At 48.8% G+C, this 26,928-nt stretch carries 24 protein-coding genes and 1 tRNA gene; 12 read left to right on the forward strand and 13 right to left on the reverse strand.

The window, feature by feature from the left end:
- Positions 1 to 35 precede the first annotated feature (35 nt).
- Both B5P39_RS20135 and B5P39_RS20140 read right to left on the reverse strand, forming a co-directional pair.
- Positions 36 to 2,432, reverse strand: a complete 2,397-nt coding sequence (locus B5P39_RS20135; RefSeq protein ID WP_086902923.1) for a TonB-dependent receptor domain-containing protein — start codon at positions 2,430 to 2,432, stop codon at positions 36 to 38.
- A 259-nt stretch (positions 2,433 to 2,691) separates the two neighbouring features.
- Positions 2,692 to 3,912, reverse strand: a complete 1,221-nt coding sequence (locus tag B5P39_RS20140; RefSeq protein ID WP_086902924.1) for an MFS transporter — start codon at positions 3,910 to 3,912, stop codon at positions 2,692 to 2,694.
- A 256-nt stretch (positions 3,913 to 4,168) separates the two neighbouring features.
- On the opposite strand from B5P39_RS20140, the gene gtfA reads away from it, so the two are divergent.
- Complete coding sequence (gene gtfA, locus B5P39_RS20145) at positions 4,169 to 5,653, forward strand: sucrose phosphorylase (RefSeq protein ID WP_086902925.1); 1,485 nt, start codon at positions 4,169 to 4,171, stop codon at positions 5,651 to 5,653.
- A 58-nt stretch (positions 5,654 to 5,711) separates the two neighbouring features.
- On the opposite strand, the gene B5P39_RS20150 is transcribed toward gtfA, so the two are convergent.
- The 4 genes from B5P39_RS20150 to B5P39_RS20165 form a co-directional block, all read right to left on the reverse strand.
- Positions 5,712 to 6,740 carry a LacI family DNA-binding transcriptional regulator gene (locus B5P39_RS20150; RefSeq protein WP_086902926.1) on the reverse strand — a complete coding sequence of 343 codons (1,029 nt, stop codon included), beginning with the start codon at positions 6,738 to 6,740 and terminating at the stop codon, positions 5,712 to 5,714.
- Between the two features lie 88 nt (positions 6,741 to 6,828).
- Positions 6,829 to 8,277, reverse strand: a complete 1,449-nt coding sequence (locus tag B5P39_RS20155; protein ID WP_088212738.1) for an MFS transporter — start codon at positions 8,275 to 8,277, stop codon at positions 6,829 to 6,831.
- Positions 8,278 to 8,301: 24 nt separating this feature from the next.
- Complete coding sequence (locus B5P39_RS20160; RefSeq protein WP_041408656.1) at positions 8,302 to 8,766, reverse strand: NlpC/P60 family protein; 465 nt, start codon at positions 8,764 to 8,766, stop codon at positions 8,302 to 8,304.
- A gap of 115 nt (positions 8,767 to 8,881) precedes the next feature.
- Positions 8,882 to 9,619 (reverse strand): sulfite exporter TauE/SafE family protein, encoded by a 738-nt coding sequence (locus tag B5P39_RS20165; RefSeq protein WP_086902928.1) that lies wholly within the window; start codon positions 9,617 to 9,619, stop codon positions 8,882 to 8,884.
- Between the two features lie 134 nt (positions 9,620 to 9,753).
- On the opposite strand from B5P39_RS20165, the gene B5P39_RS20170 reads away from it, so the two are divergent.
- The 7 genes from B5P39_RS20170 (at position 9,754) to B5P39_RS20200 (ending at position 16,820) form a co-directional block, all read left to right on the forward strand.
- Positions 9,754 to 10,680, forward strand: coding sequence for a pirin family protein (locus B5P39_RS20170; protein ID WP_088212739.1), 927 nt, complete (start codon positions 9,754 to 9,756; stop codon positions 10,678 to 10,680).
- A gap of 228 nt (positions 10,681 to 10,908) precedes the next feature.
- Complete coding sequence (locus tag B5P39_RS20175) at positions 10,909 to 11,955, forward strand: sensor histidine kinase (protein WP_088212740.1); 1,047 nt, start codon at positions 10,909 to 10,911, stop codon at positions 11,953 to 11,955.
- Positions 11,956 to 12,645, forward strand: a complete 690-nt coding sequence (locus B5P39_RS20180) for a response regulator transcription factor (protein ID WP_086902930.1) — start codon at positions 11,956 to 11,958, stop codon at positions 12,643 to 12,645.
- A 44-nt stretch (positions 12,646 to 12,689) separates the two neighbouring features.
- Entirely contained in the window at positions 12,690 to 13,388 is a 699-nt protein-coding gene (locus B5P39_RS20185; RefSeq protein WP_011624699.1) for a potassium channel family protein, read from the forward strand.
- A gap of 1 nt (position 13,389) precedes the next feature.
- Positions 13,390 to 14,751: a TrkH family potassium uptake protein gene (locus B5P39_RS20190; protein ID WP_088212741.1), complete on the forward strand. Its 1,362-nt coding sequence runs from the start codon at positions 13,390 to 13,392 to the stop codon at positions 14,749 to 14,751.
- Positions 14,752 to 15,133: 382 nt separating this feature from the next.
- Positions 15,134 to 16,321: a MerR family transcriptional regulator gene (locus B5P39_RS20195; protein ID WP_088212742.1), complete on the forward strand. Its 1,188-nt coding sequence runs from the start codon at positions 15,134 to 15,136 to the stop codon at positions 16,319 to 16,321.
- On the forward strand, positions 16,311 to 16,820 hold the full coding sequence (locus B5P39_RS20200) for a GNAT family N-acetyltransferase (protein WP_088212743.1): 510 nt from the start codon (positions 16,311 to 16,313) through the stop codon (positions 16,818 to 16,820). Before B5P39_RS20195 ends, B5P39_RS20200 begins: the two co-directional genes overlap by 11 nt.
- Positions 16,821 to 17,181: 361 nt before the next feature.
- Here the strand turns inward: B5P39_RS20200 and B5P39_RS20205 are convergent, their stop codons facing one another.
- From B5P39_RS20205 to B5P39_RS20220, 4 genes are all read right to left on the reverse strand, one after another.
- Positions 17,182 to 18,366 (reverse strand): NAD(P)/FAD-dependent oxidoreductase, encoded by a 1,185-nt coding sequence (locus tag B5P39_RS20205; protein WP_011620884.1) that lies wholly within the window; start codon positions 18,364 to 18,366, stop codon positions 17,182 to 17,184.
- 290 nt (positions 18,367 to 18,656) lie between these two features.
- Complete coding sequence (gene gpsA, locus B5P39_RS20210; RefSeq protein ID WP_011620883.1) at positions 18,657 to 19,673, reverse strand: NAD(P)H-dependent glycerol-3-phosphate dehydrogenase; 1,017 nt, start codon at positions 19,671 to 19,673, stop codon at positions 18,657 to 18,659.
- Between the two features lie 4 nt (positions 19,674 to 19,677).
- Positions 19,678 to 20,163, reverse strand: a complete 486-nt coding sequence (gene secB, locus B5P39_RS20215) for a protein-export chaperone SecB (protein WP_011620882.1) — start codon at positions 20,161 to 20,163, stop codon at positions 19,678 to 19,680.
- Between the two features lie 260 nt (positions 20,164 to 20,423).
- Complete coding sequence (locus B5P39_RS20220; RefSeq protein WP_011620881.1) at positions 20,424 to 20,858, reverse strand: rhodanese-like domain-containing protein; 435 nt, start codon at positions 20,856 to 20,858, stop codon at positions 20,424 to 20,426.
- Positions 20,859 to 21,123: 265 nt separating this feature from the next.
- On the opposite strand from B5P39_RS20220, the gene gpmM reads away from it, so the two are divergent.
- The 4 genes from gpmM to B5P39_RS20240 are packed head-to-tail and all read left to right on the forward strand — an operon-like array spanning position 21,124 to position 25,834.
- A complete protein-coding gene (gpmM, locus tag B5P39_RS20225; RefSeq protein ID WP_088212744.1) occupies positions 21,124 to 22,668 on the forward strand; it encodes a 2,3-bisphosphoglycerate-independent phosphoglycerate mutase in 1,545 nt (514 codons plus the stop codon).
- Between the two features lie 10 nt (positions 22,669 to 22,678).
- Positions 22,679 to 23,812, forward strand: a complete 1,134-nt coding sequence (locus B5P39_RS20230) for a murein hydrolase activator EnvC family protein (protein ID WP_011624692.1) — start codon at positions 22,679 to 22,681, stop codon at positions 23,810 to 23,812.
- 48 nt (positions 23,813 to 23,860) lie between these two features.
- Positions 23,861 to 25,066: a S41 family peptidase gene (locus tag B5P39_RS20235; protein WP_088212745.1), complete on the forward strand. Its 1,206-nt coding sequence runs from the start codon at positions 23,861 to 23,863 to the stop codon at positions 25,064 to 25,066.
- Positions 25,067 to 25,078: 12 nt separating this feature from the next.
- Positions 25,079 to 25,834 (forward strand): divergent polysaccharide deacetylase family protein, encoded by a 756-nt coding sequence (locus tag B5P39_RS20240; RefSeq protein ID WP_088212746.1) that lies wholly within the window; start codon positions 25,079 to 25,081, stop codon positions 25,832 to 25,834.
- Here B5P39_RS20240 and B5P39_RS20245 read toward each other — a convergent pair.
- From B5P39_RS20245 to B5P39_RS20255, 3 genes are all read right to left on the reverse strand, one after another.
- Positions 25,809 to 26,264, reverse strand: a complete 456-nt coding sequence (locus B5P39_RS20245; RefSeq protein WP_011620877.1) for an Rrf2 family transcriptional regulator — start codon at positions 26,262 to 26,264, stop codon at positions 25,809 to 25,811. The two genes, B5P39_RS20240 and B5P39_RS20245, sit on opposite strands and share 26 nt — an antisense overlap.
- A gap of 21 nt (positions 26,265 to 26,285) precedes the next feature.
- Positions 26,286 to 26,540, reverse strand: coding sequence for a YkgJ family cysteine cluster protein (locus B5P39_RS20250; RefSeq protein ID WP_011624688.1), 255 nt, complete (start codon positions 26,538 to 26,540; stop codon positions 26,286 to 26,288).
- Positions 26,541 to 26,846: 306 nt separating this feature from the next.
- A tRNA-Asp gene (locus B5P39_RS20255) sits at positions 26,847 to 26,923 on the reverse strand.
- Positions 26,924 to 26,928: the final 5 nt, after the last annotated feature.

A 26,928-nucleotide genomic window follows, 5' to 3' on the forward strand; every position in this document is an offset into this window, starting at 1 on the left:
TAAATTGTTGGTTTTAAGCCTCAAACCCGCCGGAGTTAAAACTCGTATCTCAAGGTTGCACTCGTGGTTCTGCCATTAATGGTGCGAGCACGGATAATATTGTTATCAGGAATCGAACCCTCTTCAGCTTCAGTGATACCCGTAGCATCAAACAGGTTGTTGACGTTTAACGAGACGCTTAAGGCCTGAGTCAAGTTGTAGGTTGCAAAGGCATTGACCTGATTGTAACCATCAAACTTGAGATCATTATTATCCTGTGCATAGGAGTCAGTGGTACCAATCAGGTTGATGCCCACTGAGCCTTGGTCAAAGTTATAACGGCCCATCAGCGAGTAGATAAAGTCGGCCTGTCTTCTTGGGGTATTCCCCACAACGTCTGGCGTTAACGCATCCTTGGCAATTTCAGCGTCGGTCCAAGTGACATTGCCCCTAAAATCGAAGTCACCGATAAAATAGGCCGATTCAATTTCAATACCTTTGGCTTTGTACTTACGGTCGAAGAAACGCTGACTGGTCGCCTCGAAGTTTTGCTCTTCGGTCTCTGAATAGAAAGCGGTCGCGAACACCGATAAATCATCGTAACGGTACTTAACGCCTAACTCATATTGATCCACATTATCGACAGCGTCTTCTTTTGCCACTGAACCATCGGCACGAACCTTACCAAATAACAGGCGATCCGCATTGGCGCGGCCACCATGACTCAAGCGACCAAATGCAGCTAAATCACTGTCAAACTGATAGTTTGCTCCGAGTGAATAGGAGGTGTAGCTCCAGTCATAATTCACGGGTTGCGGATTGGCATTATCGATAGAAGAGACGCTCTGCTCAGGAATAGAGATAACGCCATCCAAGTTCATATCCACTTGCGATTGCACATTACCTGCGTAGTAACCACTGGCATCGCCGCTGTCGTACCGCACACTGGCATCCAACGACAAATCCCCAAAACTTGACGCTACCGCAAGATAAGGCGCCTTAATGTTGTATTCGGTATCGTAATTACGTTGGCAACAGTTGCCCCAATAAGGCACACCATAGCCGTAGAGCCCAGCATCAGAATAGGCGGTACCATCGGTGGCCACCACATCGAGCAATGCGGCGTTATCCCCTTTGACTTCCATCAGATAGGAGTTCCACATCCAGGTCATATTGATATTTTGGGTGGCATTGTAATAACCCAGAGTAACGCTGGTATCGTCAAAAGTTTTCGTCAATTTTAAGTCGTTTACGATTGAGCCAAAGTCATTCATCTTGACGTCGAAGGTATGGATACGCATGGCGAGTCCATCCATAGGATTGCCCGCATCGGGACCATTGGCATAAATCAACTTGGCGCCAGTGCCGGCAATACTGGCCGCAATGTCGGCACCATTAGCCACTTCGGCAGGGAATGGCGCCATAAAATTACCGCTCACATCCGAGAAACGGAAACGGTTTTCGACCTGCCAATCATTGCCTAAATCAAAAGACGCCTCTAAACCCACAGAGTTAACCTCAGGGTTCATACCATCGCGCATATCACCGCGACGACGCTCACCATCGGCGCCCAAACTCAGGGTTGAGAGGAAATAAGCTGATTGAATAGCATCGGATTTCGCATTAAAACCTGGGACAGAACTACCGTCCGAATACATTGGCATAGGTAAGTAGCCAATACTCTTATCATCTAAGTGTTTAAAATAAAGACGAACATAGCCACTATCGAACTCTTTGGTAATGTTGGCTTTTACCTGGCCGCCCTTGTTGGCATCATAACCAGCTTGGCGAGGACCTTCGCCAGTCCGCACAAATCCCCCCACATGGAAACGCAGACTGTCATTGATACTCGTGCCATATTCAAAGTCGGTGCGGAAGGTATCGTAGTCCAAGCCAAAGGTGGTAGACACACTGCCAGCATCCGAGCTACCAGTTTTACTGATCACGTTAATAATACCGCCGGGAGCATTACTGGCCGCAGTAGACGCCGAACCACCGCGAATCGATTCAATAGTTTGCACTGTAGAATCTAAGCGTAAGAAGATATCCGCATTACCAAAGGCAATATCGCCAAACTGCAGAATAGGTAATCCATCTTCTTGGATTTGAAGAAACTTAGCACCGCCCGATGCCACAGGTAAGCCACGGACAGCAATGTTAGCGTTACCTTCACCACCCGTTGATTCCACCTTCATCCCCGGAATGATCCGGAATGCTTCGGCAGATGAACGGGGAGTACTAACCTCCAACTCGGCGAGTGATACGCTGCTAACTGACACGCTCGAGTCCATGACGCGGGTACCACGAGCAACGCCCGTAACGGTAATACGCTCGAGGCCTAACGCATCTTTCTTGGTTTCTTCCTGCGCGGGTGCATCGGCAGCCCAAAGCTGAGAACTCACCAAGACGGCGATGGTACTTAACAAGAATTGTTGTGATGTGCGATTTATCATTTTTATGTCCCCACCCATATTTTGAGAAGCTGCCTATATCTCCCCACGGCAACTTCTACTGAATTGTTGTTAATCGATTAGTGAGTCTTGTTTGGTTCCCAAAAACATCTTAATCGATTAAGTTAACAAGTTAGCAACTAAATAACAAAAAGCAAGTGCGTTTTTTGTACAAGCCAACAAACTTAAAGTGGGAACAGCTAGCAATTAATTGATTAATCGAAAAAATGTGACAGAAAAAATTTTTCTGTCACATTTCAATTCAAACGGTTTCACGGCTTAACAGAGCTTGAGAAGGATCTTTAATCAGATTAATCCCCGCTAACAGGCACAACAAAACGGCAAACCCGGTTGCGAGGTAAAAGCCATACTTCACATGGCCGAAAATATCCCCAACTAACCCCATGCACAGGGGAGCCAACGCCGCAGAAACCGCGGTAAAAAACAGGATAACTCCAGCCACAGAGCCGTGCTGTGCCACGGGGAAACAACTGATCCCCTTGGAGTTTAAAGTGGGATACATCATTGACATAAACAGCCCTGAGAGGGGCAAGAGAATAACGGCGGCCTCAACGCCATAGAGCATAGAGCCGAGGTAGCAAAGGCTGATCGCTAAGCTAAACCAGAACATAACCTGTTGCCACGAAAAGTGATTTAATATCCACCCACCCAAAAACCGTCCACCCGCTCGCAGGGTAAAAAAGATGGTCAAGGCATAGGCCGCAAGTACTGTGTAATCCCCCTGATACTCTTGCAGCAAGCTAGGCATCCATACATAAATCGCCACTTCGGTGGCCACATACAAACCAATCGCAAGGGAAAACCCTAATGCATAAGGATTTTTCATCATACTGAAGGTATTCGTCAGATTAATTGTTTCCGTTGAAGATCGCTTAACCTGCGGATAATCGGCCCTAAACGCTAGCCAACAGAGGAGCAGACAAAACACACCCGCCCCAAAATACAAATACTTCCATGACACACCACTGATAAGCAGATAGCTGACGATGGCTGGCCCCACCATGGCGCCGACCCCAAAAAATCCTTCGACCGTATTCATGGTGCTGGAATGCTGTTTTGTCGACCGAGAAATATCACCGATCAGGGCTAAGGCCCCGGTTTTAAATACCCCTATTGCCAAGCCCACCAAGGCCAATAGCAGCAGGAAATAATAAAACGACTCCCCAAGCGCAAATAAAAAACAGGCAATGGCGAACAACAACAGCCCTAATAAAATGGTTAGTTTACGCCCTATTTTATCCGCCAAAAAACCGAGGAATAGACCACTTATTGCAATAAAAATCATCGGCATATAATGAAAGGCGCTCGCCTGTGATAAAGAGAGGCCAAACTCAGAAATCAGCTGAGGAATGATCACGCCCACGGCATCTGAGGTCATAGCGAACATAAAAAACATTAAATACGTCAACACTCTAATTCGAGTGTGATGGCGATTTTCTACAGAATTTGAATCACTTACCATACTGTTTCACCTTATCGTTATCGCGCTAAATCCCCTTTGAAGCTAGCTAAGCCCCAAACAGCTTTAGGCATTATTTATGTACAGCAGTGAGCTAATCCCCCCAAAACCAAGACTAACTCAAAAATCTAACAAACCACTTGAATAATGTTTCACATTGGTTAAATATACAACTTAATCGATTAAGTTTGTTTGTGCAATTTATAAATAACCGCCAGCAAACTTTACTCTGGGAAGGCTACTAAAGCGTGGGCAAAGTATGAAAAATCAAGTGCAATTGATCACCTATGTCGATCGGATAACCGGTGCCGGACTCAAACAACTCAAAGCCTTACTCGATAATGAGTTAGATGGTTTATTTGGGGGCGTTCATCTACTGCCATTTTACTATCCCATCGATGGCAGCGATGCGGGGTTTGATCCCATAGACCATGTACAAGTGGACTCACGCTTAGGTGATTGGGACGATGTCAAAAGCATAGGCGAAGCGTTCGACATCATGGCCGACTTGATCGTTAACCACATGTCCGCAGAATCCCCCGAGTTTAAAGATGTACTCAAACATGGCAAACAATCGGTTTACTGGGATTTATTCCTGACCAAGGACAAGGTATTCCCTGAGGGATTAAGTGAACAGGATCAAAAAGCTATCTATCGCCCCCGCCCAGGGAGCTGCTTTAGCACTTACACCTTAGCGGATGGTTCAACGGAAGAATTTTGGACCACCTTTACCCGTAACCAGATCGATATCGATGTTAACTCAGCTGCAGGTAAGGATTATTTAAACCGCGTATTGGCGCGATTTAACCACAGCAAAGTCAATTTAATCCGCTTAGATGCTGCAGGTTATGCGATAAAAAAACCCGGCACTAGCTGCTTTATGATTGAAGAGTCCTTCGAGTTTGTGGATAAATTAGCGAAGCAGGCCAATGAGTTAGGTATGACAACCCTAGCCGAAATCCACTCCCATCATATGACGCAAATCGATATCGCCAAACGAGTGGACATGGTTTACGACTTCGCCCTGCCACCGCTCATCCTGCACACGCTGTTTAGCCAAGATTGTAGCGCCCTGAGTCACTGGCTAGACATGGCCCCTCGCAACTGCATTACCGTTCTCGATACCCACGATGGCATTGGTATTATCGATGTCGGCCCAATGGATGGCTTACGCGGATTATTGGACGAAAAACAAATCGATAATCTGGTCGAAACCATACACGACAACAGTAAGGGCGAGAGTCTACAAGCCACAGGGGCGGCCGCCAGCAATGTCGATTTGTATCAAATCAACTGCACCTATTACGATGCCCTAGGGCAAAATGACCTTGATTACTTGATGGCGCGAGCAATTCAGTTTTTCGCACCGGGTATTCCTCAGGTCTACTACACAGGCCTGCTTGCCATACCAAACGACATGACGTTGCTGAATCAAACCCACGTCGGCCGAGACATTAATCGCCCCTATTTAAACCGGGAAAAAGTGCAACAAGCCCTGCAAAAACCTGTGGTTAAAGCCCTCATCCAATTGATTAAACTGCGTAATAGTAGCGCAGCATTCAATGGCCGCTTTTCGATGGCAGCAAGTGGAAAAACACTAACTCTCACATGGTCTGCACAAAATGCATCGGCCAGTCTTAGTCTCGACTTTGCCCATAAACAAGGGCTGATCACCCTACTTGATGAGCAAGGCATCGAAACCCAAATCGCATTAGCAGACCTGCTCACTCAAGCACAGGCCTAATGCAGAACAAAAACAAAAGGCGCTTAATTAGCGCCTTTTGCATATAAAACTGATTGTATTAACAGCTTTTGCCTAAACGTAGTTCATACCCTAATACCTGAGCATGCACGGCATCGTCGATAAACATCTGCGCCGCCATTTGGCCTTTTTGTTCCGAGTATTGGTAAACCGTGGTCAGTGGTGGATTCGAGCGAGTCGCCTCATCAATACCATCAAATCCCACGACACGAATATCCTCAGGAATCGCTAATCCCATGGCCTGCGCCTCACCCAGCACACTAAGGGCAATTAAGTCGCTCATACATAAAAATACATTGGGTCTTGGGGTTGAGTTTAATGCCTCCTTGGCCGCAATCCGCGCATACTCCGCATTACTTTCTGGAATATTCCAAATCCGATCATTACCAAGGGTGACACCCGTTTCCTCAATCGCCTGTAAATATCCCTGCAACCTCTGGTGCGCAATCGACATATCGATTTCGAGCAAATTCAAATCGTAAACTCGGCAAGTTAAATGGGTATCGAGTAGCCTCAATCCCAATATTGCAACTTGATCGGAGGGAGATTTTAACGCCAATTTTGCCACCTCATAGGCGGCTAACTTATTGTCAATGCTGACAGAAGCGTTGCGGTGGATATCAAAGTCCACTGTAACCACCTTCTTCTTAACCTGTTTTAATTGCTCGGCGAGCAAGGTATTGCGCGGGCGACCATAACAAATAAACCCATCCACAAAATCGGCCACCGCATTCACACTGTCGGAGCTGCCAGAAAATAGCAGTAAGTTGAGTTTTTCCCGCTCCAATACCGAAGCCACCCCCTTCATAAACTTACTGGCGACAGGATCGGACACCATATATTCAACACTATCGGACAGTACCAGCGCGACGGTATCAAATTTGCCCCTACGTAGGGACTGCGCCGCCTTATTTGGGCCAAAATACCCCAGTTTAGAGCAGGCGGCTAAAATCTCGTTGCGACGTTTTTCCGATAGCTGATCGGGACGATTAAAAGCATTAGAAACAGTGGCGTTAGAGACACCTAGCTCGTTAGCTATGCTCTTTAAAGTCCAGTTTTTAGTTGTCATGCAGAATTCCTGGCAAAGAATGGGGTCACAGCGGAAGCGAACCTACCGCAAATACTACACAGCTTAAATCCGTCGTGCACCAACAAATCTACTCATGATCCCTAAGCGCAGTCGCAGGCGAGAAATAACCCACAATCGCCGAGCTGAGTGCCACCAGAGCCGCCGCGATAAAACCCCATTGGAAGGCGTGATGCACAACCTCTATGGGTAACTGCTTTATTGCCGCAATTCCCACCTGCGCCCCGTCGAGCGGTAATAAGCCATATAGCAACAGACTGAATAAAGCCGTACCAATTGCCGCGCCCATGGAACGACTCAAGGACACCATGGCGGTGATTTGGCTTAAACGCGCCTTGCCCGACACGCTCTGCACTACCAGCTGCACGCTGGGCATCACAGTCCCTAAGCCAATACCCACCAGCACACCTAAAGCGCCGATCAAATTCGCATTCGGCGGCACTAAACCGATTAAGAGCAAGCCGATAAAGGCCAAGCCCATGCCGAAGGTCGGCAACCATTTAGGCGCCACATCCCGACTCAACAGCCTGCCAGCGATGGTGGAACCTGTGACAATGCCAAAGGTCATTGGCATCAGCAGCAAGCCCGTTTTGGCCGGATTGGTGTGCAGACCGACCTGCAAGTAAATGGGTAAAAAGAAGATCATCGCAAACAGGCAGGCGGCAAACAGCGCAGCCGTGAAGAGCGGCATATAAATGGCTTTATTGGCGAGTAAATCTAGCGGTAAGAAAGGACTCTCACGCCGACGCTCCCACCACAAGAGCACTAGGGCGCCCACACAGATAAATCCCATAAAGCCTAAGCTTGTGGCCGATAGCCAAGCAAAGTCTTGCCCCGCCACAGACAACCAATACAGCAGCGCTGTGATGATAGCGGGAAATAACAGTACGCCGAGTAAGTCAAACCGCCCTTGCCGCACCGGTTTAACACTCTGTTTATGCAAGCGATTAAGTCGCCAAACCGCCAGCATGACCAAAGGAATATTCGCCCAAAATAACCAGTGCCAAGAATAGGCATGCACAACAAAGCCACCAATCACGGGGCCGCCAACACTGGCGAGGGTAAACATAGCGGCAAAATAGCCCTGAAAACGTGCCCTTTGCCGTATCGGCACCAATTCCCCCACAAGGGATTGGGACAGACTCATCAGCCCGCCACCGCCGAGACCTTGGAGTATTCGCCCGGCAATCATGTGGTCCATCGTACTGGCACTCGCGGAAACAACCGAACCCAGCGCAAACACCACTAAGGCGATCATCAGGATTTTAGCGCGGCCAAAGTTATCCCCTAGCCAGCCGTAAATAGGCACACTGGCCGCCATCGCCAGCATATAACCGATAGTGATCCACGAGGCTTGCCTGAGGCCGCCAAGATCTTCCACTATCGCTGGGGTTGCGGTGGCGAGTAGGGTTTGATCGACCGCCGCCAGAAACATGGGTAAGAATACGGCGGAGAAAATCGCCAGAAAAACCGAGGTGGGCAGAGGCTCATGTTGGGACGAAGCAGACGCTGGGGTCATAGAGTCTCCACCTGTGATTAAGGCTTAAATTCGCCTTGCATTCCAATACTTTGATGCCCAATAACTGTTTAGCAGACTCGAAATTTTTACCCCTTGGCTTGTCGAGACATGGAGAAAATTATTCCCGCCCACATAAATGCCGACATGGTGCGTGCTCCAACCCGTTTTGAAAAACACTAAGTCGCCTTTACGCAGTTGGTCCCGCGCCACGGGTTTGCCGAGGGCTTGCTGTTCTTCTACTGTGCGCGGCAGAGTCATGCCCAACATCTTTTGATAAGCGACCGACACAAAGGCCGAGCAATCGATGCCTTTTTTAGTGCCGCCACCTAGGCGATAGGGTACGCCGCGCCATTCGGAATGGAAATCGGCGATATTGCTATCGTTCCAAACGGATACGGGTTCAACTTGCTTCACCACAGGCTTAGGTTCTGGCGCGCTCGCACAGGCGCCAAGACCTAAGGCTAAGATAACTATCAGTAATCGTTTCATTAGCGTAAAACTCATCGCAGGCAATTCTTGCGTAATATCGGGTGCTATCAAAGCGATAACGAAAATATCGTGAAAAAACCGATGGTAACAGCCTAAGCTAATCCCAAGCTTAAAACTATAACGCCGTCCACAATAAACGAATACCCACCAGCACCATTAAAATCAAGATGATGCGTTTAAACAACCTATCGCTGATCTTATCTTGAATCGCCAACCCCAGTTTTACGCCTAACCAAGCCAAAGGCGCAAGTAATAGCGAAATCAGAATGTTACCTTGGTTAATTTGCCCGAGCAGACTATAGGGCACCAACTTAACCAGATTCACCACCGCAAAAAATACCACTGCCGTGGCTAAAAACTCTGGCTTGGCCAAGCGTAACGGCAGCAAATAGGCATTGAGTGGCGGCCCGCCCGCATGGGCCACAAAGCTGGTAAAGCCTGCAGTTAAGCCGCAGAGCCGCCCCACGAGTGGCGAAGGCGTTGCTTGGGTTTTATCCCCTAATATCAAGCCATAAAGACCAAAACCTAAGGACACACAGCCTAAAATCGCCCGTAAGTAATCTTCGTTTAAGCGGTCGAACAACCAATAGGCCATGCCTATACCCACAATCGCCGCGGGTAAAAGGATCCATAATTGGCGTGGATTATGTTGGCCCCACCAAGAACGAACACTTAAAAAATCCATATAAATCAGCAATGGCAACATGATTGCTGCCGCAGTTGCCGGGCTTATGGCCAGCGCTAACAGGGGCACGGTCAGGCCACCGACGCCCCCAGCAAAACCCGATTTAGAGATCCCAGTGATCAACACCGCTGGAATCGCCACCAGCCAAAAAACAGGGTCTGTTAACATCCCTTATTCCCAATATTGCGTTAAAGTCATTAAGGTCGAGCATCGAGTAACAGACCTTGAGGGCGATAACACGCCTCGCTGCACCAGCATAAATGTTAAGTCTATCCGTGTCTAAATGAAGATAAGGAGTCGATATGAGTCAAATGCAAACATCGCCATTTTACGGCGGCCCAAGGGAATGCCCCGTCGAAGATGGGCGGATCCAAATCCAGCAGATTGCCCCCAAAATCAGTGATGTGGGCGGGATACCTGTGGCGTGGGCGATTCCGCAAAAACCGCGTCGACTCATAGGACCTTGGTGTTTTCTGGATCATATTGGCCCAGTCACCGACGGCCCCTTAATGAATGTGGGCGAGCATCCCCATATCGGCCTTCAAACCTTCACTTGGATGCTGGAGGGGGAAATCATGCACAGGGACAGCCTAGGTAGCGCCCAAGTGATCCGCCCAAAGCAGGTCAATCTGATGACCGCAGGCCATGGTATTGCCCACACCGAAGAGTCCGTCGAAGGTCATCGCACTATGCATGCGGTGCAGTTATGGATTGCGCTGCCGCTGGAACACAAAGACACTGTCCCTAGATTCGACCATTATCCCCAGCTGCCCACTTGGCAGGAAGCGGGCGCCGAATTTACCCTATTGATTGGCTCGTGGAAGGATAAACAAGCGCCCACGCTACACTTTTCACCAATCGTCGCGCTCGATATCTTTGCCGCAGAGGCCACTCAACTGACGCTCAGGCTGGATCCGCGATTTGAATATGGCCTAATGCCACTCGAAGGCAGATTCGATATCGACGACGAGGCCTTTGATAACAATAACCTCGCTTACCTTGGCATGCTGCGCGAGAGTGTGACGCTCGACCTTCACCCTGGCGCACGTTTACTGCTGATTGGCGGCGCCCCCCTCGCCGACACCGTCAGTATTTGGTGGAATTTTGTCGGCCACAGCAAGGAAGATATCGCCAGCGCCCAAGCCGATTGGGAGGCCAAGTCCCCACGTTTTGCCACTGTGCAGGGTTATAACGGCAAACGCTTAATGCCGCCGCCCATCCCTTGGTAGCCCAAGCCTTTCATGCGTTAGCGCGAGGTAACCGAGCTAGATTACCTCGCGTAATGGCGGTATTTGCAGCCACTATCCAATGCAACTTGGCGAGCAGAACCGCCAGCCTGATGTAAATGCCAGACAACATTCACAAGCCAAACCCCAGAAAATTTTACGGATTTTTTACGCGCTATCCCTACAGGCCTTTGCTAGAGTAGCCTTAACTTCAGCAACGCCTTAGCCGTTATGACTTTTGCAAACACAGCCTCCATCAACCAATACTGGCGCACGCACCCCGCGTTATTTACCGCCATGTTGTTAGTGATTGCTCTGCTCACAAGCTATTTGATTGATTACTTTTCAGGCTCGGCCATTGCCGTACTGCTTATCCTGCAATTAGCCGTGGTCGCCGTGGCCCTGCAATGCAGCGCCAACTACGCCTATTTTGTGGCCGTGTTTGGCGCAGTGAGTTTCAATTTTTTATTTACCACCCCGCGCTATTCGTTGCAGATGTTCAACGTTGAAGACATAGTCAATCTAAGCGTGTTTTTGCTGGTCGCCCTCACTAGCAGCAAGTTAGCCGAACATTATCGCCGCCAGCAACAGGCACTCGAACAGGCACAGCTTAGAAATAGCATTTTGCTCTCTGTCTCCCACGATTTACGCACGCCGCTTGCGACCATTATCGGCACCTTAACCACGCTGAAGGAATACCAAGCTAAACTCAGCCCAGAGCAAAACGAGGAGCTTATCGACTCGGCCGCTGCCGAGAGTCATCGCCTGCACCAATATATTGAAAACCTCTTGCAGGCGACCAAGTTACAACATGGCGCGCTCAAATTTAGCCTAGACGAAGCCAATCTACGCGAAGTATTACAGCGCACTATTGCCCGCTTTCAAACCGCGCAACCTAGGATCCAAATTCACTGTGAGCCAGAGCTTCCGCCATTAATGATTTGTAGCTCTTTGATTGAACAGGCGATTTTTAATGTGCTCGACAATGCCCTGCGCTACTCGCCCGCAGAACTGCCTGTTACGGTAAACCTATACCGCCACCAACAGCTGCTACGCATCGATATTCAAGACTTAGGACAGGGCATAGCGCCAGCCGACGCCGAGGCCATTTTCGAGCTGTTCTATCGTCAACATCCCTCGACCGATGGCGGTGCGGGATTAGGCCTTGCGGTCGCTAAAGGCATTATTACCGCCCACAGGGGCAGCATCGGCGCCGAAAGTGTCGCCCAAGGCAGCCTGATCCGCATCGCTTTACCCATAACCACGGAGGCGGCATAAATGGCTTATAAGATATTAGTGGTGGATGATGAGCCGCAAATCCATACCTTTATGCGGATCTCACTCGAAGCGGAAGGCTTTGAATACTTAAGCGCCACCAGCATAGCCACGGCGCTCAAACAATACCAAAGCCACCAACCGCACCTTATCGTGCTCGACCTCGGCCTGCCCGATGGCGATGGTATCGAGTTGCTCCATGGGCTGCGCCAGCAGGATAAGACCCCAGTGCTGGTGCTCACCGCCCGCGATCAGGAGGAAGAAAAAATCCGCCTGCTCGAGGCAGGTGCTAACGATTATCTGAGTAAGCCCTTTGGCATCAGAGAATTAATCGTGCGTATCAAGGTATTAGTCCGCGACCTTGTGGATACCTCAAGCCCCATCGATATGCTGCAATTTGGCCCGCTCACCCTACAAAAGAGCAGCCATCAATGCTGGCTCAATCAACAGGAAGTGGCACTCACTAAAAAGGAATTTGCCCTGCTCGCCCAACTCATGTCCCACCCGGGGCAATTACTGAAACAAAGCGAACTGCTGCGCAATATTTGGGGTGAGACTCACCAAGAAGATAGCCACTATCTACGGATTTTAGTCCGCCAACTGCGTAAAAAGCTCAACGACAGCGACGAACAACAGCTGATCAAAACCGAGCCCGGCTTAGGGTATCGACTCACCGACCTCGGCCCGCCCTAGGCCAACTCGCCTCACTCTTTAGCTCAATCACAAAAGGATATGAAATGGCACATTTTACTGTCATCGGATTAGGCCGCTTCGGCGTTGCCGCGAGCCTCGAACTCATCCACTTAGGCCACACGGTTACCGGTGTCGATAGCGACCCCAAAATCGTTGAAAAATATGTAGAAAGTCTTACCGAAGCGGTGATTTGCGACTGCGCCGATGAGGCGTCGCTGCGCGAACTCGATCTGACCAACTGCGAGGCCGTGCTGGTCGCTATCGGTGAGGATATGCAGTCTAGCCTGCTGTGCACACTGGCACTGAAAAACCTCGGCGTGCAGACGATTTGGGTCAAGGCCAGCACCAAGGCGCACCACACCATAGTGTCGAAACTCGGCGTTGCCCGTATTATTCATCCCGAGGAAGAAATGGGGATCCGCGTCGCCCAGTCGCTTAACTACCCTATGGTGAATAACTTTCTCGCCATCGGCGATGGGCTTTATATTGTTGAAATCCATATTAAAGCCCAGTTGCATCACACCACTGTTGGCCAACTGCTCGGGAGCTTGCAGGAGCACAGCGCCGATGAGCAAACCAATGTCCCACGCAATCCTAAGGGCAAGGTAGCGGCGCTAATGGTTAAGCGTGAGCACAACGTATTTAGCAAGATTGATAGCGACTTTAGCCTGCACACAGAGGATGCCCTATTCCTCTGCGGTAGCCGTGCCGAATTAAAACAGCTCGCACCAAGGTTGGTGTAACGTGGTTCAATGGCATCCTTCGCTCACCCTAGAGCACACACCTAAAAGCGGTAAAAAACTCTTTGGCGCGCCGCCCTTTATCCTCAGTGTCAGTTTTGCCCTGTTGATCCTCGTCGGCACTTGCTTGCTTAAACTGCCTATCGCCACCGAGTCGCCTATTAGTTGGCTGCAAAGCCTCTTTACCGTAACTTCGGCGGTAACGGTCACTGGGCTTGTGGTCGTCGATACTGGTAGTGTGTTCACGCCCTTTGGCCAAGTGATTATCGCGCTGCTAATTCAATGCGGTGGCCTAGGCTTGATGACCTTTGCCATCGTCACGCTGATAGCGCTGGGCGGTAAGATAGGTTTCTTGCAGCAAACGGTGGCGAAAGAAGCATTTAATCAAACCGATACCTCCACCTTAGTTTCGACCGCTAAGGCCGTGCTGGTGTTTTCGCTATTGGTTGAAGTCGTGGGCATGTTGATTTTATCCGTCTACTGGAGCGGCGAACAGGGCTGGCAAACCAGCCTGTTTCATGGCTTTTTTTATACCATTAGCGCCTTTAATAACGCGGGTTTTGCCCTAAGCCCTGATAGCCTGATGCCCTATGTGGCCGACCCAGTCGTTAACCTCACCATCACCGGCTTATTTATTGTGGGCGGCCTTGGGTTTTCGGTATGGATTGACCTCAAGCGCAATAAACGTTGGTCGAAACTCACCGTCTACAGCCGCATGATGATCACTGGCACCGTACTGATCAATGCCGTAGCCGTGATTGCCATTTACCTCATTGAGTACAACAACCCCAACACTCTCGCGCCCTTAAGCGAACTCGGCAAATGGTTGGCCTCTTGGTTTCAAGCCGTGACCCCGCGCACCGCAGGCTTTAACACCTTGCCCATAGACCAGCTCGAGGATGGTTCCACCTTGTTGATTTTAGTGCTGATGTTTATCGGCGGCGGCTCCCTCAGTACCGCCAGCGGCATTAAAGTCGTGACCTTTATGGTGTTAATCCTTGCCACCTACGGCTATTTGCGCCGCGATGAAGCTGTGTATGTGTTTAAGCGGGAAATCCCAAAAGACACCATTAGCAAGGCACTCGCCCTGGCAATGATCTCCATCGGCGTAACTTGGCTGGCAATATTCGCCCTCGTGCTCACCGAAAAAGCCCCAATTATGGATATCGCCTTCGAAGCCGTATCCGCCCTCGGCACCGTCGGGCTATCCCGCGGATTAACAGGCAATTTATCCAGTGCAGGCCAAGGGATTATCATCTTTATGATGTTTATGGGACGCCTCGGCCCATTGATGTTGGCCTACTTCCTTGCCAACCCAAGGGTAAAAAAGCTGCGCTATGCAGAAACCAAATTGGCCATTGGCTAAGGATTGATTGGTGGGTGATACACCAAATTGACTGACCATCAGAGATTAGTCATCTTGAGCCAGCGAGATAATCAAGCGAGCTATGAAAGCACTGACTTATCGGCGAACCATGGCATTTGCTCGACGACGCGATGAATAGACCGCAAGTGCCGACGGTCGTCTTGCGCGAATATGAATAATGCCAGCCAAAGTACAACAAGAATCCAGAGCAAAGTGGGGGCAAATAAAGGCCTATGTCATACAGATTTAGGCTGATATGGAGCCCCAACTCGCCATCCCCCCCTTCTAACGACCAAGATTATTTTCAAGTTTCTGCCAAAATGAATGTTGACCTGTCTAAAACTTCACAGTTTATAGTTCGCTCACAAATGAGAGGAACCCCATGTACCGTATTTCTGAATTAGCGCAAAAAGTCGGATTGAGCCGTTCCACTCTGCTCTATTACGAAAAACTCAGACTAATTTCTGCCAAACGGCAAAGCAATGGGTATCGCCGGTATTCAGATAAAGATGTCCAACAAGTCAAACTGTTACAACAACTACAGGCTGGAGGATTAACCTTAAAAGAGTGCCAAGCATGCTTGGAGGCTCAAATTGACAGAGAGTTGCTACTTCATAGGCTGAATGTATTGGATGAAGAAATCGCCCAAAAACAAAGGGCAAGAGAGCTGCTTTCCTCAATGCTTGGCATGAACTCGATGAAGGAGTGGCACCAGTCAATGGAAAAAGAAGCTCCGTCAGCACACCTAGAATGGTTGTTAAAACAGGGCTTTAGTGAAAAGCAGGCACTGAGACTCAAATGGTTGTCCAAAGATATGAATGAACATGATCAATATATGGCTGACTTTGAAGCGATTTTTCAAGGTTTAGATCGGCTGGGGCCTAGTGATGAAGGTGACTCCCTCAAAGCATTACGCTCTTTGCCTATTAAGTCAGGGGATGCACTAGAAATTGGCTGTGGAAAAGGAGTCACAACCCTCTTTCTGGCAAAAAACTCTGCCTTCAATTTAACGGCACTCGATAACGATGAGTACAGCTTAAGCTGCCTTAAAGAAAAGGCTAAAGAAAATGCTCTTGAACATCGAATAACATCGATTTGTGCCAGCATGACGGCGCTACCATTTGAACAGGGGCAATTTGACCTGATCTGGTCAGAAGGCAGTGCCTATATTATGGGCATCAAGCAGGCGCTCAAAAGTTGGAAACCATTTCTTAAGCATGATGGTTACTTAGTGATTAGTGACTTGATTTGGTTGACCAATAACCCAGATACCGAAGCCATAGAGTTTTGGCAACAAAACTATCCCGACATGGCAACTAGCGAACATCGAATCAAAGAGATGATAAAAACTGGCTATGAGGTTATTGAAAACTTTACACAGAGTGAGCAGTCGTGGCGTAACTATCTGGAACCATTGAAGCAAAAGATCGATCAGCTCGATGACAAGGATTTTACTTCTAATTCACTCAATGACTTACGCAAAGAACTCAGGATACACGAGCAATACTTAGGTCAATATGGTTACCAAGTATTTATATTAAAGAAACAACGGTTAAAACATGAAAATTAGAGCTGAAAATCACTCCGACCTTTCAGAAATTGAACATCTTATTTATCGAGCGTTTGAGAACCATCCGCACCACGAACCGGGAGCTAAACCAACAGAACACTTGATCGTCAACAGACTACGTGAGGCGAAAGTGTTGTCGTTATCTCTAGTTTGTGAAGATCAAACTGGCATCATTGGTCATATTGCCTTTTCTCCGATTCTGATAAATGGCGAAGAGTATGCTTGGTGTGGCTTAGGCCCAGTTTCAGTAGTGCCGGAACGTCAAGGTGAAGGTATCGGTGGTGCACTTATTCGTGAAGGGTTATCACAACTTAAAGCACAAGGGATTGAGGGGGTCGTATTACTTGGCGAACCAAAATACTATGGCCGATTTGGCTTTGAGTCACAGCCAAAACTGACACTTCCAAATATTCCTTCAGAATATTTCCTAGCTTTATCGCTAGCCGACGATACTCCGACGGGAGAAGTTAGCTATCACTCTGCATTTTTTGACAACTAAAAAGTAAAGAGAAATTATGAAACCAATGAGTTAGCGTCAATTCCCTAACTCATTTTTTATCCATTGCTGAAATGTGACTTCAAGTAGCTATGCATTACAGCACATCATATAAATGTGGATATGAAGATGCCCTTTCAGCATAGTTCCGGGAGCCTTCAAGCATCACTGAACTTCTATTTTAGTAGGGCCCTCTGGGGCAGTTCTTATTAAAATATAGGGTGGTATGTGACTGAGGTAACAATGACACATCACCCTGCACGCCTAACGACAACGTTATCAAGCTTTGGAGTTAACCAGAAGATTGGCTTTGATGAGTTCAAACCGTCAGGGCTTTAAACTCATCAGTCTTGCAAGCTAGGGATTAAACCACTCGACCAGCGGCCACGCCAGATGCCCAAGCCCATTGGAAGTTAAAGCCGCCTAGCCAACCGCTAACATCCATCACTTCGCCGATAAAAAACAGGCCGGGGACTTTTATGGCTTCCATGGTTTTGGAGGAGAGTTCATGGGTATCCACGCCACCTAGTGTCACTTCGGCGGTGCGATAACCTTCCGTGCCATTCATTAAGACTGTCCAGCGGTGCAGATCGTCGACTAACTTGGCGCGCTCTGCATGAACCAGCTGATTTAAGGCTTTGTTGAGTAAAGCTTCATCGAATAACACTTCCACCAGCCGCTTAGGTAACCACTGACTTAAGGTATTACGCAGACTCTGTTTAGGATGTGCGGCCAGTTGTTGCTCTAAAGCCTGTGCGGCATCCATATTGGGTAATAGATTGATTTCTATGGTTTCGCCCGCTTTCCAATAGTTGGAAATCTGCAAAATAGCGGGGCCAGATAAGCCTCTGTGGGTAAAGAGTAAGGCTTCGCTAAAGGCGGTGCCATCTTTGGCGGTAATACGGCTCGGTACGGCAATGCCCGACAGCGGTTCGAAGCGAATTTTATCTTCGCTGTGCCAAGTAAAAGGCACCAGACCCGCGTGAGTTGGCAACACCTTAAGCCCAAACTGCTCGGCCAATTGATAGCCGTAGGGTGTGGCGCCGAGTTTTGGCATTGATAAACCGCCGGTGGCGATCACTAAGGAGTCGCAACTTAACTCGCCATTTGAGGTGTTTAGCTCAAAGCGGCCTGCTTCTGTTTTGCTCACCGCCAGAATATCGGTGCGAAGTTTAATGCTCACGCCCGCCCACTCACATTCGGTCAGCAGCATAGTGACTATCTCTTTGGCCGAGTCATTACAGAACAGCTGGCCATGGTCACGCTCGTGGTATTCAATGCCGTGGCGCTCAACCAGTTCGATAAACTGCTGCGACGGATAACGCGCCAATGCGGATTTGACAAAGTGCGGGTTGCCACAGATAAAGTTGGCGGGTTCGACTTTCAGGTTGGTAAAGTTACAACGGCCGCCACCGCTGATAAGGATTTTACGCCCAGCCTGCTTGGCATTATCGAGTACCAGTACATCACGACCTCGGTAACCCGCTGTTGCAGCACACATTAATCCTGCGGCGCCGGCTCCGATAATAATTACATCATGATGTTTCACACTTATACTCCAGTCGATAAATTGATTTGGCTATTGCCCATCATCCCAAATAGTTCAAAGACTGAGTGACAGTATTGGTCTTCGATATTGGGGTAGATATTCCGCGTTCAGCATCCAGCCTTAATGGATACAGCCAATGCCGACTGCTGCCAGTACATTAAGGCGATAGCGATCGGACATAAATCCCCTCTGTCACCATCCATGGCGATCGGGGATAAATACTTCCATGTATAAAAAAGGGCGCTATTTTAGCACCCTTTATTTTATTCAGCATCATCACGACTTGCGCTTTATTGCGCTGGCGTTTCTGATTTCTTTTCTCTGCTGAGCAGTTCTTTGGCGGCATCCAAGGGCGCTTTGCCTTGGTAGAGCACTTGGTAGATTTGCTCGGTGATTGGCATTTCGACGCCCATGCGCTTCGCCAGCGTAAACACTTCTTTAGTATTGCGATAACCTTCAACCACTTGGCCGATTTCGGCCTGGGCGGTATCCACATCGCAGCCTTTACCTAAGGCTAAACCAAAGCGGCGGTTACGGGATTGGTTGTCGGTACAAGTTAACACTAGGTCACCTAATCCAGCCATGCCCATAAAGGTGGCGGTGCTGGCGCCTAAGGCTTCGCCTAAGCGGGTTAACTCGACCAAACCACGGGTAATTAACGCAGTTCTGGCATTAGCACCAAAGCCAATACCGTCTGACATGCCCGCACCAATGGCGATAACGTTCTTCACCGCGCCGCCTAATTGCAGGCCGATAAAGTCGTCGTTAGCATAAACGCGTAAACGTTTAGGGCTGTGCAGCAATTCCACTAGCTCAGCGGTAAATTTGGGACAAGTACCCGCAACCGAAATCGCCGTAGGTAACCCCATAGCTAATTCCTTCGCGAACGTCGGTCCTGACAATACCGCCAGCGGATATTGCTCGCCTAACACATCACGGGCCACATCTTGCAGCAAACGTCCGGTTTCAGGCTCGAGTCCTTTGGTCGCCCATACGATGCGAGCATCTTGGCGTAACAAAGGTTTCGCTTGGGCCAGTACCGAGCCAAACACATGGCTAGGTACCACAACCAGCACATTATTGCTGGCAGCTAAGGCTTTGGCTAAGTCGGCTTCGATATGTAAACACTCGGGGAAGGCAATACCAGGCAGGAAAGCTTGGTTGCATTTGTCCTGAGCGAGCGTTTGCATATGGGCAGGATCGTGCCCCCACAACAAGGTCTTATGACCATTGCTGGCTAGAGAGATGGCAAGGGCGGTGCCATAAGAGCCCGCCCCTAACACCGTGATATCGGCAGAGTTTTTCATGTAATTAAGCGTTAGCTTCTTCGGCTGCTGGTGCAGCTGCTGCGGCTTGACGTTGTTGCACGTATTGTGCGAACAGAGCGTCGAAGTTTACTGGTGCTAAGTTCAGTTGTGGGAAAGTACCACGCCCCACTAAGCTACCTACAGCTTCACGCGCATATGGGAATAGGATGTTAGGGCAGTATGCACCTAATGAGTGAGCCAGTTGTGGCTCAGTCAGACCTGCGATTGAGAAGATACCCGCTTGTTGTACTTCACACAGGAATGCAGTTTCGCCAGCGTTTTGTGCAGTCACAGTCAAAGACAGAACCACTTCGTATACGTCGTCGGCTAATTTAGCGCTGCGAGTGTCTAAATCTAACTTAACTTCTGGATTCCATTCTTTTTGGAATACAGCTGGGCTGTTAGGTGTTTCGAAAGAAACATCTTTAGTGTAAACACGTTGGATGTTGAATTGTGGGGCTTGTTGTTCGTTGTTTGCTACTTCAGCCATAATTTCCTACCTATCCTATCAATGTTATGCCAACGCTTATCCGGCTGGCTTTTTGTCTATTTCGCTCGGGCTTGTGCTTTGATGCCTGAATGAGATCTCAGTACCGTCCCAACGTTCCCTTAACGGGGTACTTTTGAAGTCAATCTAAATACTTAATTTAAGCCCTTAGTGACCACAGGATTAGTATGCCAAACAATGATGACGCCACTGCTGCACAATCAATTAACTATGCAGCACAGCGCATAACTGCCGCCGACAACTTATCTTTTGCTTTTTGAAACAGGCATATTTGCTGCCTGCCATTCACCCATACCACCTTTCAAGTTATACAGGTTTTCAAAACCTTGTTTACTTAAAAGCTGAGCCGCTTGAGACGAGGTCATGCCAGCATTGCATACCAGTATAATGGGACTGCCTTTGAACTTTTCAAGGGCTGAAACCTGATTATTTTTGATATCCGCGAGCGTAACGTTAACTGCATCAACAATATGGCCCTTACGGAACTCGTCATTTGAACGCACATCCACGACTTTAGCGTCTTGTCTGTTCACCATAGTGGTGAGTTCTTGATGAGTGACATTTTTGATTTTAGAGAAGCTCGATTTGATCACACTGACCACAAGCATTACAAACAAACCCACCCAAGCCAGACTTAGCATAGTGTGAGCCTTAAAAAATTCGATATATTCTTGCATGGTAACAGCCCGTATAAATGGCGAAAAATTCGATAAGGGCACAGAGTATACCCATTGCCTTGGCAGATTGCAGCAGTTTAGTCACAGTTCTAGAACACAGCTCAGCCCTTGCGCCATCTCGCTTCTCTTGGCGCTCACAGAATCTGCTCAAATAGCGATTCGATGACCTTAATCTAGGTAAAGCGCTTTTTCGTACCCCGCTTACGTAGTAATATTTAACCAATTTCAGATTTCTTTAGCTTCCTTAAACTTTAAAGGTATCACCATGACGACAACTAAACGTCCAATCGCGTTGTTGATCCTCGATGGCTGGGGTTACCGTGAAAATACGCATATGAATGCGATTTACCACGCCAACACACCAGTACTCGACCGTCTCAACGCCCAATATGCCCACGGTTTAATTTCAGGTTCAGGCTTAGATGTAGGCTTGCCCGATGGGCAGATGGGGAACTCTGAAGTAGGCCATATCAACTTAGGTTCTGGCCGAATCGTTTACCAAGAGCTGACTCGTATCAGCAAAGCCATTGCAGATCATGAGTTTGAACAAAACCCAGCCCTTTGCAATGCCGTCGATGCGGCTGTCAAAGCCGGTGGTGCAGTGCACATTATGGGTCTGCTCTCTCCCGGTGGCGTACACAGCCATGAAGAGCATATAGAAGCCATGTGCCGTATGGCAGTAGCGCGCGGTGCCACTAAAGTGTACTTACATGCCTTCTTAGATGGTCGCGATACCCCACCTCGCAGCGCCAAAGGCAGCCTAAGCCACTTTGATGATCTGTTTACTACATTAGGCCATGGCCGTATCGCCTCTATTATTGGCCGTTACTTTGCCATGGACCGCGATAACCGCTGGGACCGTGTGTCTCAGGCTTACGACCTGATCACTCAAGGCAAGGCGAAGTTCCAATACGATAACGCCGTGACCGCGTTAGAAGCCGCTTACGAGCGTAACGAAAACGATGAGTTTGTGTCGTCTTCTGCCATTACCGATAGCGAAGGCAAGGTTGCCAGCTTGAGCGATGGCGACGCGCTGGTTTTCATGAACTTCCGCGCCGACCGTGCTCGTCAAATCACCCGCAGCTTTATCAATGCCGATTTCGATGGTTTTGAACGTGCAGTGACGCCAAAGGTTAACTTTGTAACGCTGACCGAATACGCAGCAGATATCAAAGCACCTATCGCTTATCCTTCTGAAAACCTAGTGAATACCTTAGGTGAAGTGCTGCAAAACCGTGGCCGTACTCAGTTACGTATCTCCGAAACTGAAAAATACGCCCATGTGACCTTCTTCTTCAACGGCGGTAAGGAAGAGCCATTCAACGGTGAAGATCGCATCCTGATCAACTCACCTAAAGTGGCAACCTACGACTTGCAGCCTGAGATGAGCTCAACCGAGCTGACGGATAAGTTAGTCGCAGCGATTGAATCCGCTCAATACGATGTGATTATCTGTAACTACCCGAACGGTGATATGGTGGGTCATACTGGCAACTTCGATGCGGCGGTTAAAGCCTGCGAAGCTGTCGATGCCTGTATCGGCCGCGTAGTCGATGCGCTGGCGAAAGTGGGCGGCGAATGTATTATTACCGCTGACCACGGCAACGCCGAGCAGATGACCGACGAAACCACTGGCCAAGCCCATACGGCGCATACCAGTGAACTCGTGCCCTTTGTGTTTGTTGGCCGTGACGCCACCATAGATGAAGGCGGTAAACTGAGCGATGTCGCCCCAACGATTCTGCACCTAATGGGTGAAACCATTCCCGCAGAGATGACGGGTAAGCCCTTAATCCACGTAAAAGAGTAGTTGTTACCTAGTGAGCACTCGACTCCCCGTTAAAGCCAGCATTATTGCTGGCTTTATGATGTTATCTTTCTCGGTCTACGCTTCTGATTTGGAGAAGCGTCAGTCCGAGTTGAAATCCATCCAAGCGCAAATCAACCAACAACAAAGTGCGCTCAAAAACACCAGTAAACAGCGGGAAAAGTTACTCGCTCTGCTGCGTAGTGACGAAGAGGCGATTGCGGCGGCAGCCAAAAAGGTCAATAGCACCAAAAACAGTTTGGCGCAGATTGATACTAAGCTCGCAGAACTCAAACAACGCCAAGAAGAGTTAGAAACCCTCAAGGTCAGCCAGCAAAAAACGCTCTCAAAACAACTCTCTAGCGCCTATCTTGCCGGTAACCACGATTACACTAAGATGATGCTGAATCAGCAGAGTCCCGCCACGATTGAGCGGATGTTGGCCTATTACCAATACCTCAACAAGGCACGCATGAACTCGATTAACGAGTTAAAGAAAACCATCACCGAACTAGATGAAATTAAAGTCTCGCAAACTAGCAAGCAAAAACAATTAACTAAGCTGATGGCCGAGCAACAAGTGCAATCTAAGCGCTTGAACCAAGAACAAGATCAACGCCAGCTCACCCTAAAAGAATTACAGCGCACCCTGAATACCAAGGGCGCCGAACTCGAACAACTGCAAATTGAAGAAGCCAGCTTAAAACGAGTGGTTGAGCAAGCGCTTAAGGCGATGCGTGATAACCCCTCAATGGAAGGCTTCGATAAACAAGGCGGCAAACTCAAGTGGCCGACTAAAGGTCGTGTCAGTGCCAGCTTTGGCAGCCCGAGATCCGGCCAAGTGGTGTGGAAAGGCACTATGCTCTCCGCACCCGAAGGACAAAATATTCGTGCGGTTTCCGGCGGTAAAGTCATCTATGCCGACTGGCTTAAAGGCTTTGGTATGGTGATGGTGATAGACCATGGCAAAGGTTATATGAGCCTCTACGGCCATGCGCAGGCCCTGTTAAAAAGCCCTGGGGACATGGTCAAAACCGGTGAAGCAATTGCTTTAGTCGGACGTTCGGGTGGACAGACAGAGCCTGGCCTATACTTTGAAATAAGGTATAAGGGGCAAGCGGTCGATCCAGCCAAGTACTGCCGTTAATCAGTACTGTCGCTAAGGTGGCCGTCCCCATCATCACAGGGGACGGCTATGAAACAACTAATCCGCAATATCGTCTGCCTTGGACTCGGCCTAAGCCTAGGTCTGTCCATTAGCCTCTCCAGCCAAGAGAATGCCAAGTCATATCAAAGTGACTTCGACTACCCGCTATTGCAGGATGTATTAGAAACGGTCGAAACCTATTACGTTAAAACCGTTTCCAAAGATGAGCTGGTGCAAGCCGCCATTAAAGGGATTTTTGAGCATTTAGATCCCTATTCCAGCTTTTTAAATCACCAAGAATTACTCGACTTAAAAGACTCAAATCGGGGCGAATACTTTGGCTTTGGCTTTGAGGTCGCCAGCGATAAAGACCATATCAGCATTATTGCACCCTTCGCCAATTCTCCCGCCGAACAGGCCGGTATCCAAGCGGGCGATATCATTATCAAGCTGAATGACACCCCAACCACCGAAACCAACCTTGCGGATATCCTCAATCAAATCAAACAACATAGCCTAAGCAATCAAAGTATCCGCCTGACGCTTAAACACCGTAATGATACCGTGGAATTTGAGGTATCCCTTAAGCCCAGCACCATTACGATTCAATCTGTCGCCAGTAAATTGCTGGATGGTAATATCGGCTACGTCAGGCTCAGTAGCTTTCAAGAGAACTCCACCGAAGACATGGTGCGCAGTTTAAGCCAGTGGCAAAACGCGCATCTTACAGGCCTGATTTTAGATTTACGCAATAATCCCGGCGGCTTGCTGGATCAGGCAATCAAGATTGCCGATCTGTTTTTAGCGAAGGGCCGAATCGTCTCAACCTCTGGCCGCTTTTTCGATGCCAACTCCGACTATTACGCCTCACCGCAAACCATGCTGACTAATGTGCCTATGTTAGTGCTGATCAACAAAGGCTCTGCCTCCGCCTCCGAAGTCCTCGCTGCCGCCCTGCAGGAAAATGGCCGCGCCAAACTACTCGGTGAAACGAGCTTTGGCAAAGGCACAGTGCAAAGCCTGATCCCCATACTGAACGACGGCAATGCCATCAAGCTCACCATCGCCCAGTACAACACGCCCAGAGGGGAAAACATTCACGATATCGGCATAGTGCCCGACATTAAAGTTGTAACCGAAACTGGTTCCAATCAAAAGAATATGGCTATAATCGACGCCATCTCAGCACGAACCGATGTTAGCCAAGACAGCCTAGTGACCTCTGCTATCGCTTGGATGCGACATCATGACTAATAAGAAGAAATAGTGCGTCTATTTTATATATTGGCCCTTTGGGCCCTGTGCATTGCACCAAGCAATGCGGCTCAAATCGCCCTGATCATCGATGATATTGGCTATCGCCACACCGACGAAGCCGTGCTGTCACTCCCAAGCGCAGTCACCTTGTCGGTGCTGCCACACACACCGCTCAGTAATAAATTAGCCAAAGCCGCGCACGCTAAAGGCCACGAGATTATGCTGCACTTACCCATGCAGGCTCTCAATGGTAAAGCCTTAGGTGTTGGCGGTTTAACGAATAATATGAGCGAAGCACAGATCCGTAGCAGTGTACTTGCAGCCATCGCCAGTGTGCCCTTTGCTAAAGGCGCCAACAATCATATGGGAAGCCTGCTAACGCAGCTCGATGATCCTATGCTGTGGGTGATGGAAACGCTAAAGCAGAAGCGGCTCTACTTTGTCGATAGCATGACAACCAAGTTCACTAAGGCAGGAGATAAGGCAGATTTACTCGGCGTGCCACTGTTACGACGCCAACTCTTTCTCGATAATGATGTTAGTGCCGCAGCGCTGGAAAAACAATTTAATCTAATGATTAGTCAGGCTCACTCGCAAGGCAGTCTGGTGGCTATCGCCCATCCTTACCCAGAAACCATTCACTTCCTAAAAACGAACTTAGCGCGCCTAAAGGCGGAAGGGATTGAGCTAGTGCCGACGTCAAGTTTGTTGCCCATAGAACTAGCCCATGAGAAAGGTGCTAATCCAACTGTAAGACAGAAATAGTCATATCTGGCAACAGTGCCAGCAGCTCATTTCGATTGCTGACAATGTCCTGCAGGCTGTATTGATCGAGCACGTTTAAATACGCCTCAACGGCTTGGGCTAACACGCCCTTCAACTGACAGGCGGGAGTGAAACGGCAATAGGGTTTACTGCAATCAATCGGTGCCAGTGAGTTCTCTAACGCACGGATCAGTTGCCCAAGGTTAATTTCACTCGCTGGTTTACCTAAACGAAATCCGCCCATTTTGCCGCGTATGGTTTCCAGATAACCCAACTTGCCTAAGTGGTGCACAATCTTCGAGACATGATTTGGCGACAAATCGAAGACCTCGGTAATCTCCGCGATCCTAAAAAGGGTAGTTCTATCGGGCTGAACCGCCAGATACATCAGCGTGCGAACACCAAAGTCGGTATAGCGTGTTAACTGCATAATTCACCTGTCAGCAATAAACTATTGAGATGTTTGAGATTCAAGGTTTGTGATCAACCAGAGCGCCTCTTCGTTTGAATCCCCACAGACATCTAAAGACGCTTCAAAATCACTACAAACCGCAGGACGATCAGGCGAGCCGAAAATCAAACATAAATTGTCATCACTGAGCTGCACACAGCGCTCTCCAGCCGCCTTACCATTTGGCATACCAGGGATCCCACTGCTGATTGAAGGCGCAATACAGCAAGCACCGCAACCTAGACGACAATTCATTTTATTACTCGTAAAAATTGGTAAACATTATACCGTTTAATTTATCTGAGGGCAGAAACACAGTTCAATACTGCCAAGTGGCGCACAACCACCTCACCCACAAATGAAAAACTGACCTGTCCAGCCGTAAAAACTAGCAGTCTATCATAAAGAAAACCGCTAAACCCTTTTAATAAAAAGAGTGGTTTCAGAATAACTTACATAAACGAGGCTGAGTAAAACACCGCTGAAAGTGGGTCTGAGCAGATTTATCCAGCGTCTAAACGAAAAAAGCCTCATCTTTCGATGAGGCTTATCTCTTTGTGTTGGCGGAGCGGACGGGACTCGAACCCGCGACCCCCGGCGTGACAGGCCGGTATTCTAACCAACTGAACTACCGCTCCAACTC

It is taken from the genome of Shewanella sp. Shew256, assembly GCF_002196695.1.
GTDB classification, from domain to species: domain Bacteria; phylum Pseudomonadota; class Gammaproteobacteria; order Enterobacterales; family Shewanellaceae; genus Shewanella; species Shewanella mangrovisoli.